The organism is Rhizobium sp. BK456 (assembly GCF_014194045.1).
Classification (GTDB): domain Bacteria; phylum Pseudomonadota; class Alphaproteobacteria; order Rhizobiales; family Rhizobiaceae; genus Rhizobium; species Rhizobium redzepovicii.
This window is the reverse complement of sequence record NZ_JACIAO010000010.1, coordinates 209,324-223,227: the sequence shown is the minus strand read 5'-3', so window position 1 is coordinate 223,227 and position 13,904 is coordinate 209,324. Positions and strand designations below refer to the sequence as shown.

The window sequence follows — 13,904 nt, the reverse complement described above, 5'->3', positions numbered from 1 at the left end:
GTGCAAAGTGCGCTGGTCCCGCTCCGCTCGGCTCAACGAGAGATTTTACTGCCGGCCAACCAAGCGTTGCAGATACCCGTTCTAGGGTGAGTGGATGTACTGTCATTTTGACAGGTCCAGCACTTGCTGACGATCACCACCGAACCGTCCACGCGCAGCCCCGCCGCGAGGTTTCTTCTCCGGCATTGCGGCCCGGCTCACCGCTTCCGTGTAATCTATTCCGTGGCTACGTAGGTCTGCCATCAAGGCTGCAATCAATCCAAGGTGTGCAGGAACTTCGCGGCCCGCATAATTTGAGACAGAGTTTGGATTCATGCGCACAAGCTCCGCAAATGCGCGCACGCTGAGAGAGGCACGGTTTAATTCGGCGATGAAATCGTCGTAAATCATATCCGTCACAAAACACAGCAATTTATTGGTAGTAACACATTAAACGCTGTGCAGCGGCAAGTAAAGTGGGCCTAGCCGCCGACTGGGAGAATTCGCTAATCGCTATCCCGTTGACCTTGCCCCGTTGAAATAATCCATTTTGAAGTAAGCTCTGGCCCATTTGAGAGGACCAGAGGATGAAGCGCAATCGTTTCACAGACAAACAGATCATCGGCATATTGAAGGAGCACGAGGCAGGCACGCCGGTCTCGGAGCTTTGCCGCAAGCATGGCGTTAGCGATGCCAGCATCTATAAATGGAAGGCCAAGTTCGGCGGCATGGAGGTGTCCGAGGCCAAGCGGCTGAAGACGCTTGAGGACGAGAACACGAAGCTGAAGCGGCTTCTGGCGGATGCGATGCTCGACAATGCTGCCTTGAAAGACCTTTTGGGAAAGAAGTGGTGACGCCCGCGGCCAAGCGGAAAGCTGTTGCGCATCTGATGAGCCATCATGGGATGAGCGAACGGCGGGCGTGTAAAGCCATTGGTTTTTGCCAAATGACGGTCCGTTATGAGACCAGGCGCAACAATGATCATGAGCTTCGCGAGCGAATGAAGGCGTTGGCGCATGAACGTCGCCGCTTCGGATATCGACGCATTCATGTGCTGCTCCGGCGGGAGGGTCACCTCGTGAACCACAAGAGGCTCTTCCGGCTCTATCGGGAGGAGAAACTGACGGTGCGCAAGCGCGGCGGTCGCAAGCGAGCGATAGGCACGCGAGCGCCGATGCTGGTGCCGATGGTGGCCAATGATCGCTGGTCGCTAGACTTCGTGTCGGATCAGTTCACCGATGGGCGCAGGTTGCGGATCCTGACCGTCGTCGATGATTGCACGAGGGAGTGCCTGGCGCTCGTCGCCGATACATCGCTTTCCGGTCTTCGCGTCGCACGGGAGCTTGACCGGATTATCGAGGTGCGCGGCAAGCCGAGGATGATCGTCAGCGACAACGGCAGCGAGTTCACCAGCAACGCGATCCTGCAATGGGCGGACCGGACCAAGGTTGACTGGCATTACATCGCGCCTGGAAAACCGATCCAGAACGCTTTTATCGAAAGCTTCAACGGGCGGCTGCGAGACGAGTTCTTGAATGAAACTCTGTTCTCGTCGCTTGCTCATGCCCGGTCTGCGCTTTCAAACTGGCGTAGACCGGCCGAATTCGCTCAGACACTCAACCCGCGACGTGATGCGGTGCTGCGCAGCCGAAATGGCTCCGCACCGCAACCCGCCGCTACCGAACCAACAACAGCAACCAAAAACCGCTGGAGCGAACTCAAAACTGGATAAAACTGGGGGCAAGGTCACCGTTCAAGCATTTAAAGTTACTCCGCGCATACGTCTTTGACCATCGCGAGCAGGGGGCTGGTCCGCTCCCCCAGCCACGAGAGCATCTCCTCGCTGATCTCGTAGTGCTTCGAGTGCCGCGCCTTCACATAAGCCTCGTTCAGCGTGTTGAACCAGGCACGCTCGCGATGCTGATGCTGATCGCGCGGAAAAGCCTCGGCAAGTCGACGGTCCTGTTCTCGGCAAGGGAGCGGGCTTAATGTTGCGCGAGGGTGGGCCGTAATTCGTGAGCGTGATTAGCACGCAAGAACAAGCTTGCTCTAACGCCTGATGGAGTGCGAATGCTATGCTGGCGATCCGGAGGTTCCGCCACGGTAACCTGGAGGATAAGCCCCGCGATCGGCGCCCTGGCCTCCTCGTTCCAATACGCGTCACCGGCCATTCCCGGTTCGTCGAACACGAGGGCGTCGGCCAGCATGTTGGCGTTGTCGGCGACATCGAAGCGAAGGAAACCGGAAGGGCGCACTTACGAGTTTGCGCGGGATCTCGGGAACCTTCACGGCGCAGCGGTGGACTTCGCCATACACCAGCCGCAAGGGGAGGGCGATGTCCGTAATGTCCATGCGCATGTGATGATGACGACGCGGATGGTCGGGCCGAAACGTCTGGGCGACAAGACGCTGATCGAGCGGGAGAACAAGTGGCCGCTGAACCGTGGTCAACATCGACAGCATCTCCTCGTCGGACCAGTCACGCCGACGGTCGATACCCGTCGCAATCTTCATGCGGCCCATAGTTCATCCCTGATGACGTCTCAAAATGACGGAATTAGCGACGTAACTTCAGGTGTTCGCCGGAAATCTCAAAAGTGGTTTCACCGGTCGCTTGTTCTCGAAAGCGGGTGGATCACTTTCACGGGCTCCGCCAAGGATGAGGTGGGAGCCGAATTATTGAAACGATGGAAGCCGAATGTGCAAGAGCCTGTTACGCGGGTTCTTGCACCTGAGCGCTTTCCTGCTGCCAGGCCTCTCATCATCGGGTCAAGACGTTGTCTGGATTATCGATGAAGACGAATCGCTGGAATTTTCAATTCGCCGTCAATTGGGGGCAAAAAACTCGTATCTCGACCTTGGGGTGGAGGGTGTACCAGAGAGATTTCGTTAGGCCGCCTTGAGGCGGTTGGATTTCAATGTCCCGCAGTTGCAACTGAGCGCATTCGCAATGTTTTTGGTGGCAACCGTGTTTAACCTAAGATTGAAAAAAGATTTCGAACTCGTATGGTTGGTTGGACGGTCGCTCGATTCGAGCTCCTCCTCCGAGGTTTTCAATGCCAGCCGATTCATACGAAGTTACTCAGATCACCGTAAAAAGCCCGCGGCTTCAGAAGGTGGGAGGAAAGGGCGGGATCGCAGGCGAATTTTTCGTTCCTGCCTATCAACGGGGTTACCGCTGGGGGGGCCATGAAGTTGAAGCTCTGCTCAGCGACATTTACGCTGACGGTAGCCGCGCGCCAACCGACAATTACTGTCTGCAGCCCGTAGTGGTGAAACGGCGTGCTGGCGAAGGAGCCTACGAGCTGATCGACGGCCAGCAACGTCTAACGACGCTTTATTTGATCTACCGCTATCTCAACACCGAAGTCGGGGTGGAATCAGGTCACCGGTTTTCCCTGATGTACGAAACGCGGCCAGCCAGCCAAGAGTATCTGCGGTCTCTCGATGCTGAGCGCAGGAACGACAACATCGATTTCTACCATATGCACGAAGCCTACGAGTGCATCAGGGGCTGGTTCGCGGAGACGGCGGCTCGCCTGGTTACGCCGTCTAAACTCGTTGCGTTCAAGGTCCTAGATTATCTCGAAAACCTGGTTTACGTTATCTGGTATGAACCCGAAAACATAGATGCGACCACTCTTTTCATTCGCCTGAACGTCGGACGTATTCCCCTTACCAATGCAGAACTGGTCAAGGCACTGCTGCTTTCGAAGGATCTTGACGCCCACAACTTTCAGCGGCGTGTAGAAATCGGGTCGCAATGGGACGCTATCGAACAGGACCTTCAGCAGCCGGAGTTCTGGGCTTTCCTCAGCAATAGCGATGGTGCGGACTATCAGACTCGTATCGAACTCTTGTTCAATCTCATGGCGAAACGACGGCCAGATGAGAAAGACCGCTTCTTTACGTTCCTGCATTTCAAGAACGCATTGGACGGGCGAGCCAAAGTGAACTCATCGAGTGTGTGGGCGACGATCGTCCAGTGCTACCAAGTCCTCCGAGAATGGTTCGAAGACCGCGATCTCTACCACAAGCTGGGCTATCTGATAACGACCGGGACTTCTCTGCGTCAGCTGCTGGATCTTTCTGAGCTGGAGAAGACGAAGTCGGCCTTCGGCCGCGCCGTCGATCAATTGATAATCCGCTCGGTCGGGCTGTCTCCGGCAGGCGTCATGGAGCTGAACTATGAAACTGGTTCCCGGAAATGCGAGAATGTGCTGCTCCTGTTCAACGTCGAGACTGTAAGGCGGCTCAAGCATTCGACCGAGCGATATCCTTTCCACGCCCATAAGACCGAGAAGTGGTCTTTGGAACACATTCACGCTCAAAATGCCGAATTGCTGACCACCGCGGAGGAATGGCGTCATTGGCTAATTGATGGCAAAGGGGCGTTGGAGAAGGTGCGCTTTGACGAACAAACCGTTGAGTTCGAACGAAAAAACGTAATCTCCGAAGTGGAGAAAGCGCTGTCCTCTCAACTGACCGAAAGCAGATTCACGACGCTTTCGCGGAGGGTGACCGCTCTGCTCAGCCCGGAGGGTGATGACGACTCGATTCACGGAATCGCCAACCTCGCTCTTCTTTCCAGGTCCATCAACAGCAGTCTTGGCAACCGAGCATTCGCCGTGAAAAGATTGAGAGTCGTTGATCATGACCGCAAAGGAGCGTTCATACCGATTTGCACAAGGCAGGTTTTTCTGAAGTATTACGTGGACGCTGGAAGCGAACAAATGCACTTGTGGAGCCGGGACGACCGGCAAAGTTACCGGGAGGCATTGATCTCGAAGGATCGGGGCGTAGGACAGTATCTGGTTGGTGCCCAATGACGAAAACCTCGTTCCGCAATATGCTTCGTTCTTTCGATATCGCGACCATCGAAATCCCTATAATCCAGCGAGACTTCGCGCAGGGAAGGCAGAACATCGAGGTCAAGCGGATACGACGATCCTTCCTTGATGTCCTCAGGCAGGCACTGACGGGTGAGGAAGAAATTAGCTTGGACTTCGTTTACGGAGACACCAAGGATGGGCGCTTCATTCCGCTCGACGGGCAACAGCGGCTGACATCGCTGTACCTGTTGCATTGGTATTTGGCAGTCCGCTGTCGAGTCTCCGATGAAGAGCGGGATTTCATCAAGCAATTTACCTATCACACACGCTTTTCGTCACGCGACTTCTGCGCGAAGCTCGCAACGATCTGCCCCGTACTTAACGACCGTCGGATCTCTGAATGGCTTCAGGACCAGCATTGGTTCGCCGGTTCGTGGAGGAAGGATCCCACGGTCCAGTCCATGCTGGTGGTTCTCGACGACGTCCAGGCATTGTTCGCCGAAGTCGATGATGAAGCCTGCCATGTCGCATGGACCCGCCTAACGTCCGAGGCCAACCCCAGCATCACGTTCGAACTCCTATCGCTCGAGGAGATGGGACTCACCGATGAGCTCTACATCAAGATGAATTCGCGCGGGAAGCCGCTCACGGAGTTCGAGCACTTCAAGGCGCAATTCGAACAGGTGTTGAAAGAATTCGAGGGAGCGTTGCCTGCGACTCGCAAGCAAACCGGCCGCTACGCAAAATTCACTAGGAAGATCGATCAGGACTGGGCGGATCTGATCTGGACTTTTCGAGGTGCGAACGACAACGCCGACGAAGAGTTTCTGCGCCTTTTTAGGTTCATTACCGACATCACGATTTGGCGTCATGGCCTTGATGCCCGTCCCGCGGACGAGGATCTCGAAGCGACTGCCAAGGCGATCTACGGAGGTCCCGAAACAGAAGTCACACTTGCTGCCCAGAATAGCCTGTTCTCAGTACTGGACGGCCTCCATGCGGAGTTCGCTTTCGCAACGACTATGGCCGATATCGATAAGTGGTTTCGAACGCTGTTCGCCGAAAACGAACACAGGGCAGGCACCGTCACTATCTTCGGCGACGTCAATCTCCTCGACGATTGCTGCAGAAGCTACGGGCTAAGCCAGGGGCGTAACCGGGCCTTCAGCTTACCAAGAACTCTCCTGCTTCATGCGGTCATCGAGTACATCGTCACCGATTCCAGGCCTTCGCGAGACGAAATAAGAGAGAGGATGCGTTGCCTGCGGAACGTAATCTTCGCGTCCCAAAACGAAATTCGCGTCGAGATTTTCCGCGCGCTTCTCGACGAAGTCTCTGACTACATTGTCAGCGGAGATCTTGCGGCGCTCAAGAGCTTCAATCGAGCGCAGGTCGAGGAAGAAGTCGCAAAAGCGTCTTTTCTGTTGGCGAACCGTTCGGTCGAACTGGGCGAGTCAATGTACCGGCTCGAGGATCACGATCTTCTTCGCGGCAATCTCGCAATGTTCGACTTGAATGTAGACGAACGGGTGTTCATTCGACGCGCCCGCGCGTTCGACGCTATCTTTGCGGGAAAAACGTCATACGAGGAGATATCGCAAGCTCTTTTGGCGTGCGGTGACTACTCGCAGAAGATCGCTGGCGACCGTTTTCAATTCGCAAGTCCATCGCTTCCGAGCGTCTGGCGCGACCTCTTCGTCGCGCGGAGCAGACCGGGAGTCGATAATACCAAGGCTACGCTTACGGAGCTGTTAGACGCGGTTCACGACGAAGGCCTCGTCGATATCGAAGCGACCCTTCGCAAGATCTCGGAAGATTATCTGCGAGAGGCTGTGGCGTCGAAGAAATACGACTGGCGATACTATATGACGAAATATCCGGCCATGCGCTCGGGGAAGAGCGGCATCTTCATTTCGTCGAGCTACGAGATGGGCTTCGACCTTTGCATGATGGAGCAAACGCGGCTGAGCAGTTACTACTCCGACCCTTATGTCCGCGCAGTCCTGGAACTGGCTGAGGTGCCGCAAGATAAATACTTTTCGGTCTGGCATTACGGTTATGCCGGGTATGAGGCGGGTAGTCGCTGGAGTCTTTACTCGTCTAACAATCGGCACTTTCTGCGGATTACTCAAGAGGGTTTCCAGATCAAATCCGGTCGTAAGTCGAGGATCCAGGCGATCTTGGACGGACACGGTGTTGACGGCGACGGGAGTCTGAACGTTCGTCAATCCACTATCGCTGGTATCGTGTTCGACAGAAAGGACCGCGTTGTGATGGCGGCCGATTTAGTCAGAGAAATAGTCAAAGGCGAAGACTAGACTCGGTGCGAGAGCCGCAACGACGAGGTGTCTTTACGAGCGGCGCGACCTATAGAATACCAGCATTAATGGCTTCTGCGGAACGTAGCCTGTTCAATAGGTTGGGTGATATTGTGTGGGGGTTTTGGGTTCGATTCCCATCAAGGCGCCCATTCAAGAGGGCACAGTGCACCGGTTGTCCGCCGCGGATATCAGAGGTTCGCCAGCATTCGCCTTCCGCCGTCAGGCAGTCGCGCTATCGCTATTGAGGTTGGCTCTCGTCGGTAAAAGATAAATTTAGGGTCTCCTGCAGTTTGCCCAGCGTTCCGTCCTTTCGAAACCGAATTCCCGACACCATGAAACTGACGCTGCTGCCGCCCGAATATAGCGTTACGCCCATAACCGACAGCCGCAGAAGTCTCCCGCGGCTTTCGGACGTAACGATGTCCCCAGGCAAGATTCCAAGGATGGACCGGGCGAGCGCTGATCGTTCAGCTTCGAGTTCGCTATCCCATCGCTCAAGCTCTGTTTCGACATGGCGGAACGCGTCTCGCGCGGCCTGGAATGGACGCTCCTCCCCAAACCACAGGCGATCCACGACCGAAAGGATTTCTCCCGGGACCTCCTTCTGCATTGCGTAAGCGGCGTTGCTCATCATCTCGAGGATCCGTTCCGCTTCTTGCAGGGCGCGAAGCCGATCCGCATAGGGCGTGATTGCCACCCCCGAAATCACCGGTGAGAGCACTTTTGTTGGAAGCGGGCAGGAAGTCGACTGGCATCACCTCACGCAGGCCGATCCGGTTGGTCGCATGCCGCTCGGGCGGGTCTTCCTCGCGCCACGACTTGCGGTTCCATTCCACCCAGATCTCGCGCACCGAAATACAGAGCCAACTGTCCAGGAACAAGCGCGATTCCGGGGAATAGAGATGGTGCGTTGACCAGGCGTGATCTGCCGCCGTCAGCGGCATGACCACGTGCTGGAGTTCTTGATCCCTGACCATCTCCGAAAGGGCGGCGATCCGCTCCTGCAATGGCACTGTCAGTCGGACAAAGATCACCGGCCCGTCGGCCCTGAAGGATGTGCGCCTGATCTCGGTCTCGAACACCAAGAGTTGCTGCCGCGCCATCGGCAGCAGGCGCTCAACGAGTTTGGCAACGCTGTTGCGGACAGGCGGTCCCCAGCGCGTGGCAATGCGACCTTCCTCCACCCAGGCCTGCGCCCGACCTTGAATGAGCAGCAGGACCTGGGCTGCTACATCGCGATCGAGATTGACGAGCGGCCTGGCACCTGGCGGTGGAGCAATACCGGCGCCTCGACTGTTCATCTCCGACAACGCCATTTCAAGAAACTGGCGTTGCAGTTTCGAAAGCGATTCCGCTGTTTTTGCACGTAACTCATCGCGCCGCTTGGTGTCGAGTTCCTCGCGGAAAGCAACCAAGGCCGGCCGGCGTGGTCGCTGCCCGGCCTGCATACGAGCCCAATAACCGCGAGGCGGCTTTGGGACCTGTAACTTGCTGCAGAGCTTGCCGATCGCCACGTCCGACAGGTCGAGTTCCTTGGCGATCTCGCTGGTCGGCTTCTCCCAGAGGGCGAAGAGTTCTTCCCTGGATAGTTTCCGTCGTGGCATCTTCAAGCATCTTTTTCATGCGAGCGCCTTCACCAAGGCGACACCTTTGGTCTAGTGCGGATCATCTTGGACAGGCTGCCGCTGTCCATCGGCGTCCGAGCCTAGCCGTTGGGCCGTGGCCTTGGCTTCCCCTTCATCCGGACCGTGACGATCTTCGGGCTGTCGCCGCTTCGCTCTACGTCGACGATGCCGGAAGCCTCGACAAGGTCTGTGAGGCGGGCAAAGCCGTAGTTGCGCGCATCAAAGTCCGGCGATTGTTTCGCCAAATGGGCACCGACACGCGCCAGGTTGGCACGGCCGTCTTCATCGGCCGACGCCGTCACAGCATTTTCGAGCATCTTCAATGCGGCCGCGTCAAGCTTCGATTTTGCAGGCGCCTTTGCCGGGGATGCCTTGGTCTCCTTGGCCTTCGCCGCGGCAGCGGGGCGCGCGTCTTGCCGTATATCGGGCTCGACGGAGTTGGCGTTGAGGACATCGAAATAGACGAACTTGTCGCATGCGGTGATGAACGGACGCGGTGTCTTCCGCTCGCCGAAACCGTAAACGGTCACGCCCTGTTCGCGGATGCGCGACGCGAGCCTTGCGAAATCGCTGTCGCTCGAGACGATGCAGAATGCGGAAAAGCGGCCGGTATAAAGCAGGTCCATTGCGTCGATGATCATCGCCCCGTCCGTCGCATTCTTGCCCGTCGTATAGGCAAATTGCTGGACGGGCTTGAATGCTCCAGCAGGCACTCTTTCCAGCCGTTGAGATTTGGCTTGGTCCAGTCGCCATAGATGCGCCTCACACTGGCGGTGCCATAAGTGGCGATCTCCGCGAGGAGCCCGCTGACGATCTTCGGCGAGGCGGTATCGCCGTCGATGAGAAGAGCCAACGTGTCGGATGTGCCGGTCATCTGTCAGGCTCTTCCTGTGGCCATGGTCACACACGACGGTTAGCAGGCTGGATAGTCACAACGTCCTGGAACTACAGGACCGATACATTCTCTGCTTTGGACTTTCCAGTTTTGCGATCCTGTCCAACTTCGAAGCTCACCTTATCGCCCTCACGCAGTGAACCGCCACGTTGCAGGGCAGACACATGGACGAAGACGTCCGGTCCGCCATTCTCGGGTGTAATGAAGCCGAAGCCCTTGTCGTCATTGAAGAATTTGACAGTACCGGTTGCCATGGAATTCCAATCCTATCTAAGCGTGCCGCGATTTCGCAGCGAAGTTACAACGGGAGCTGGACCGCATCAACCAACAAAAGCCGGTCCATCGCTGGCGCGGTATGGCCAAGCTTTGTTAATGTCCGCAGAACGGTTCGGCGGGGGCAGTCTATCCTACCTTCCGCTTTTGCGCGCGTTGCTGAAAGCTCCAATGCCTTCCATCGTTTGTTCGAGACTAGGCTTGGCCTCGGCGGAAGAGTGGTCAACCCTGTAGCTAGCAGTGGCCGCGCGTCTCTTTGCCCGCGCATCTAATCTTCCCGATACTTTGATCGGTATCTCTCATCAGGTGCCTGCCACTTCTCAATGAAGTCCAGGGGATCGATGCTACCCATCATGGCCCTCGCAAGCTCCAGCCGCTCTTCGAGGCGTTGGCGACGCTCGTTGTCGAGATTATTCAAACGCTCTTCGGCGTCAGCGAAGAAGCGTTCTACTGCCATCGCCTTTGCCCATTTCTCGATGGTTTCGGCAAGCTGCTGCCGGCTATCTGAAAGAGCCTGCGCGACCTTTCGAGCGTCCTCTCGTCGCTCGTAGCGCTCCCATTCCGCCGCCCGCTCTTTCTTTCTCCTGGCTTCGGCTGCATCTTCGGCGATCATCAGCTTCAAAATGTGATCATGCGAAGCTTGCAGCGTCTCGACGATCGTCGAAACGACCTTTTCCAGCGGCTCCTCCTGCGTGCCCTGCCATCTGGCCGACCACTCGACACCCTTCTTTGGAGAGTAGGCGATTATCCTCAGGCGGCCGGAGGGCATGTCCTGCTCCGTCGTCCAGGAATGTGTCATCTGCCATGGTTTCATTGACCGGACGAGCTTGCTGTCCTCGCGATAATAATCGCCGTTGACGTATCGCATCGTCACCCTTTCAGTCATTTCCGTGACGGCCAGACCTATAGGCACGCTGTCGATGTAGAAGATGGTCGGCCGGTCGGGCCCCCAGATCCCGCTTGAATAATAACGTCCATACTCCGGTCCTTGAGCTCAACTTCCTGCTCGGACGCGGGAATCCGACCAATGTCCTCGCTTTGCGGGGCGATGTGAACGCGATAACCCCGCTCATCCAGCGCAAGGTAAAGGGCGTTCGCGATCCGGAGTGTCCTTGGCAGTGCGGCTTCCGACGAAATCAAGTCGGGGAGGAGCCGCTTGTAAGGACGCAGGAACTCGCCGTCCTTTACCGACCACGACTTACGCAAATGCCCCTCGACGCCAAAAAGCAGTGGATGATGTTCCGTCCGGCGGGCTTTTTTGGGGACGTTGTCCTTCGAGGGTTGATCCTTGTGGGTCTTCGGTCGCCGTGGCTTCGAGATCGCCGGCGTGATCTCGATCACTTCATCGGGCGCCTCCGGCAATGAAGGTAGCTCAACTGTGAGACCTAAGGATTTTCGAGTCCAGTACCCGGAACCAGGATAAGGGACCTGATGCTTCTTGCAAACCGTGGCTAAGGCGGTCCCGGTAGTACCCAATTCCACGGCAAGCTTGCTCGAAGGCCTGGCACTTACGCGCTTGTAAAGCTCGAGCCGAGACAATTGCATGCGTCAGTGTTCCTGTTTTGGAGATTCTTTGATCGGTCCCTTGCCCCTGACGAAGAGATGGAACCTCGCTACCCCAACTGCATTCGGCCCCAGTTCCAGCACTCCTCTCTGCAGGCATGATGGAAATCTAGGCCCTCGCTGAAGGACCTACCAATACGCCGCGCACCTTCGGAAAAGCCTTTCAACGCATTCTCCTCCAGCTCGCCCTCTTGTAAGCTGCCTTGATTCACGCAGATGGCCGTCAGCAATGGAAGTTTGCGTGCGTGGCAGATTTCCAGAAGCCGGTCGAGGTGTCCATTCTTTCCGTTCAGCTGATGTCGCGCCTTGCTCCACTCGACACCGCTCGCTTTTGCCAAATCGCCATAGGTTATGCAGGTCCCGGAGATGGCAGCCCACTTCAGGGCTGCAAGTGACTTTTCAAGATCAAGGCCTGCCCGCTTTCCAGTGCGGCGGCCCCTTTCTTCGAGCAAATCGAGATACAATGCGGCTTCGGTCTGGCAGCGCTTCTCAAAGTTCCTGATCCACTGATCGATCTCGACATCCGTCTTGTTGGAAAAATCAGCCATCGTCGTCTCGCTTATGGATTGCGGCTTCGCGCGACATGTTCCGTCGCTGCCACCCGGTCTCGCCCTGATTCCTAAGGGCCATTCTATCTCAACATAGCAGCGCGCAACATGACGCAATTGGATCATCTCTGACAGCGATTCCTGCCGGCTTGTGCAGCCTTCGAGGCTTACTATCTTTGGTATAACCCCAAACCGGAGCATCGCCATGGATCTAAGCGCGGCCGATACACTGTCGAAAGTCTGCAATCGAAATTCTGCCGCCGGACCGCGATGACAGGCGTGCACCGGACGCAACGACGTGCCCGTGCTGTCGTAGGTTTCGTCCGGCCTCGAGCATGGATGACGATGGCTGCGGGATCTGCGACGAATGCTTGGCACCATGACCGCCGGCGGCAAGAGACCTCCATCGGTTCAGGCGACGTTCGAGGGCGCGCTAGCGAAATTGCCGGAAGGCTATGTCGACGAACATTTTGGTAATCGACCATGGGGCGTGACCGTCAAGCGGTCGGAGGATGGCAACCGAACCTGGCTGTATGGCGAGGAGCTTAGCGGAACCGATATCGTCAGCTTCAACCTCTATCGATTTGGCAGACCCGGATCGATACTCAAGCCGTGCGAAATGTCCTCCGCCAAGGTGATCGAATTCGTTCTCGGTTTCGAGCCTGTGACTGAGAAAGCTGCGTCCCGCCCATAATGGTCGACAAATGAGCGCAGGGTCTATATTGCCTTGCAGCAAGTGCATGGCTGCACTGCGATCTGAGCGCTGGCAGTCGATGCAGCCTCCGGTATTTTCAGGTAAACGAAGCAATGCACCTCCTCCTGCAGAACTTCGTGTCTCGGGCGACCCAATCCTCCTGCCAAAGGGAGCCTGACGGAACAACGGCACTCCTCCTCCCAGCCGTTGTTCAATTTTTTAGAAAAGCCTGCCGCACCTCCTCCCGCGGCAGGCTTTTTCGTTTTCCGATACATTCAAGGTCTGAATTCAGACGTTAATGCAGACTGCCCTGTTCCACCACCTCTCCGGATTTCGACACGATTGTGGATCCGTACGGTTCGCGCAACGAAATGGTCAGCGCATCATTGGGTAATGGACGGGCTAGATCCTTGGCCTCTTCCCAGGGCGCCCTCATCCAGGTGTCCGTTTCTTCCTTCGTCAGCAACAGGACCGGCATCGCCTTTTCATCGGTTCCACAAGGTCGTAGTTCCTACAGGAAGGCGCGATTGATGACGACCTTGAGGAGCTTTGGGTCACGTGGATGTCGCGCCACACGACCGCGACCGGACAGGTTGCGGATCTTAAGGCCTGATCCACCCTCCCAGGCTGTCTGCTCCGCATATTCCGTCAGCCATTGGTACAGCCGCGGAAAATGGCGGTTTGCGCCGATATTGATGCGGCCCTTCAGGTTGTTATCGCCGAAGATTCTTTTGATGACGGTCCGCAGGAAGCTCGCGAGTTCGACCTCGATCGCACCATCATCAGAACTCTCATCCCAAGCGACTGCGGCCATCGCGGAAAGGACCTGGTTGGGCGTCAGGTCATCGACGTTGCGCAGGAAGGTCGCATCGGAAACAAACTCCACGACATGCTCGATGTCTGAAGCCGCCGTACCAAGCTCTTCGATGTCGAGCGCTTCGATCAGGCGCTCCCGGTCACGTTTTCCTGCCCACTTTGCGCGCAATTGTGCGAGGAGATCGTCGAACCGAGCACTAGGTGTCGCGCCACCGACGACCATTTCCGTCCCAAAGGCCTCAAGCCAGGCGGCCCTGATCTCACGAATGACTTTTCCCAAGGCCTTAGACGCACCAATCATCTCGTCATAGTTAGACTTCTTATCGAACATTCGGACTCCAAAACGACATTGTTGCGC

At 56.6% G+C, this 13,904-nt stretch carries 11 protein-coding genes and 4 pseudogenes; 5 read left to right on the top strand and 10 right to left on the bottom strand.

The genetic code is table 11. The features are described 5' to 3' along the window. Nucleotides 1-102 precede the first annotated feature (102 nt). Entirely contained in the window at nt 103-390 is a 288-nt protein-coding gene (locus tag FHX03_RS25890; RefSeq protein WP_183856118.1) for an XRE family transcriptional regulator, read from the bottom strand. A 176-nt stretch (nt 391-566) separates the two neighbouring features. Between FHX03_RS25890 and FHX03_RS25885 the strand changes: the two genes are divergently transcribed. Next, nucleotides 567-1,711, top strand: a protein-coding gene (locus FHX03_RS25885; protein WP_183856116.1) for an IS3 family transposase whose coding sequence is annotated in 2 segments (ribosomal slippage) — nt 567-816 and nt 816-1,711 — 1,146 coding nt in all. Because the reading frame shifts where the segments join, the coding sequence is not laid out codon by codon here. Nucleotides 1,712-1,746: 35 nt separating this feature from the next. Here FHX03_RS25885 and FHX03_RS34665 read toward each other — a convergent pair. Then, nucleotides 1,747-2,053: pseudogene (locus FHX03_RS34665) on the bottom strand (nucleotidyltransferase); the annotation flags it as partial. Nucleotides 2,054-2,232: 179 nt separating this feature from the next. Between FHX03_RS34665 and FHX03_RS25880 the strand changes: the two are divergent. From FHX03_RS25880 to FHX03_RS25870, 3 genes and pseudogenes are all read left to right on the top strand, one after another. Next, a pseudogene (locus tag FHX03_RS25880) lies at nt 2,233-2,418 on the top strand (MobA/MobL family protein); the annotation flags it as partial. A 617-nt stretch (nt 2,419-3,035) separates the two neighbouring features. Then, on the top strand, nt 3,036-4,808 hold the full coding sequence (locus FHX03_RS25875; RefSeq protein WP_183856114.1) for a DUF262 domain-containing protein: 1,773 nt from the start codon (nt 3,036-3,038) through the stop codon (nt 4,806-4,808). After that, the gene (locus FHX03_RS25870; RefSeq protein WP_183856112.1) at nt 4,805-7,129 is read left to right on the top strand and encodes a DUF262 domain-containing protein; all 2,325 of its coding nucleotides are present in this window, start codon (nt 4,805-4,807) and stop codon (nt 7,127-7,129) included. Before FHX03_RS25875 ends, FHX03_RS25870 begins: the two co-directional genes overlap by 4 nt. Before the next feature lie 497 nt (nt 7,130-7,626). On the opposite strand, the gene FHX03_RS25865 is transcribed toward FHX03_RS25870, so the two are convergent. The 6 genes and pseudogenes from FHX03_RS25865 to FHX03_RS25845 form a co-directional block, all read right to left on the bottom strand. Beyond that, entirely contained in the window at nt 7,627-8,736 is a 1,110-nt protein-coding gene (locus FHX03_RS25865; RefSeq protein ID WP_246699296.1) for a hypothetical protein, read from the bottom strand. A 101-nt stretch (nt 8,737-8,837) separates the two neighbouring features. Further along, nucleotides 8,838-9,631 (bottom strand): annotated as a pseudogene (locus FHX03_RS25860) (NYN domain-containing protein). Nucleotides 9,632-9,702: 71 nt separating this feature from the next. Then, entirely contained in the window at nt 9,703-9,906 is a 204-nt protein-coding gene (locus tag FHX03_RS25855; RefSeq protein ID WP_183856110.1) for a cold-shock protein, read from the bottom strand. A gap of 287 nt (nt 9,907-10,193) precedes the next feature. After that, the gene (locus tag FHX03_RS34660; protein WP_246699295.1) at nt 10,194-10,793 is read right to left on the bottom strand and encodes a hypothetical protein; all 600 of its coding nucleotides are present in this window, start codon (nt 10,791-10,793) and stop codon (nt 10,194-10,196) included. 35 nt (nt 10,794-10,828) lie between these two features. Beyond that, nucleotides 10,829-11,266, bottom strand: a complete 438-nt coding sequence (locus tag FHX03_RS34655) for a hypothetical protein (RefSeq protein ID WP_246699294.1) — start codon at nt 11,264-11,266, stop codon at nt 10,829-10,831. Between the two features lie 272 nt (nt 11,267-11,538). After that, nucleotides 11,539-12,036, bottom strand: a complete 498-nt coding sequence (locus FHX03_RS25845) for a hypothetical protein (protein ID WP_183856108.1) — start codon at nt 12,034-12,036, stop codon at nt 11,539-11,541. 367 nt (nt 12,037-12,403) lie between these two features. Here FHX03_RS25845 and FHX03_RS25840 point away from each other — a divergent pair, with 367 nt between their 5' ends. Next, entirely contained in the window at nt 12,404-12,730 is a 327-nt protein-coding gene (locus tag FHX03_RS25840; RefSeq protein WP_183856106.1) for a hypothetical protein, read from the top strand. A gap of 295 nt (nt 12,731-13,025) precedes the next feature. Here FHX03_RS25840 and FHX03_RS25835 read toward each other — a convergent pair. Then, nucleotides 13,026-13,217, bottom strand: a pseudogene (locus FHX03_RS25835) (SOS response-associated peptidase); the annotation flags it as partial. Between the two features lie 24 nt (nt 13,218-13,241). Next, nucleotides 13,242-13,877 (bottom strand): hypothetical protein, encoded by a 636-nt coding sequence (locus FHX03_RS25830; protein ID WP_183856102.1) that lies wholly within the window; start codon nt 13,875-13,877, stop codon nt 13,242-13,244. Between the last annotated feature and the right edge of the window lie 27 nt (nt 13,878-13,904).

Bases quoted from the DNA above. Each gene is read 5' to 3' on its own strand.
- FHX03_RS25890 (WP_183856118.1), bottom strand. From the start codon at position 390: ATGATTTACGACGATTTCATCGCCGAATTAAACCGTGCCTCTCTCAGC.
- FHX03_RS25875 (WP_183856114.1), top strand. From the start codon at position 3,036: ATGCCAGCCGATTCATACGAAGTTACTCAGATCACCGTAAAAAGCCCG.
- FHX03_RS25870 (WP_183856112.1), top strand. From the start codon at position 4,805: ATGACGAAAACCTCGTTCCGCAATATGCTTCGTTCTTTCGATATCGCG.
- FHX03_RS25865 (WP_246699296.1), bottom strand. From the start codon at position 8,736: ATGCCACGACGGAAACTATCCAGGGAAGAACTCTTCGCCCTCTGGGAG.
- FHX03_RS25855 (WP_183856110.1), bottom strand. From the start codon at position 9,906: ATGGCAACCGGTACTGTCAAATTCTTCAATGACGACAAGGGCTTCGGC.
- FHX03_RS34660 (WP_246699295.1), bottom strand. From the start codon at position 10,793: ATGCGATACGTCAACGGCGATTATTATCGCGAGGACAGCAAGCTCGTC.
- FHX03_RS25845 (WP_183856108.1), bottom strand. From the start codon at position 12,036: ATGGCTGATTTTTCCAACAAGACGGATGTCGAGATCGATCAGTGGATC.
- FHX03_RS25840 (WP_183856106.1), top strand. From the start codon at position 12,404: ATGCTTGGCACCATGACCGCCGGCGGCAAGAGACCTCCATCGGTTCAG.
- FHX03_RS25830 (WP_183856102.1), bottom strand. From the start codon at position 13,877: ATGTTCGATAAGAAGTCTAACTATGACGAGATGATTGGTGCGTCTAAG.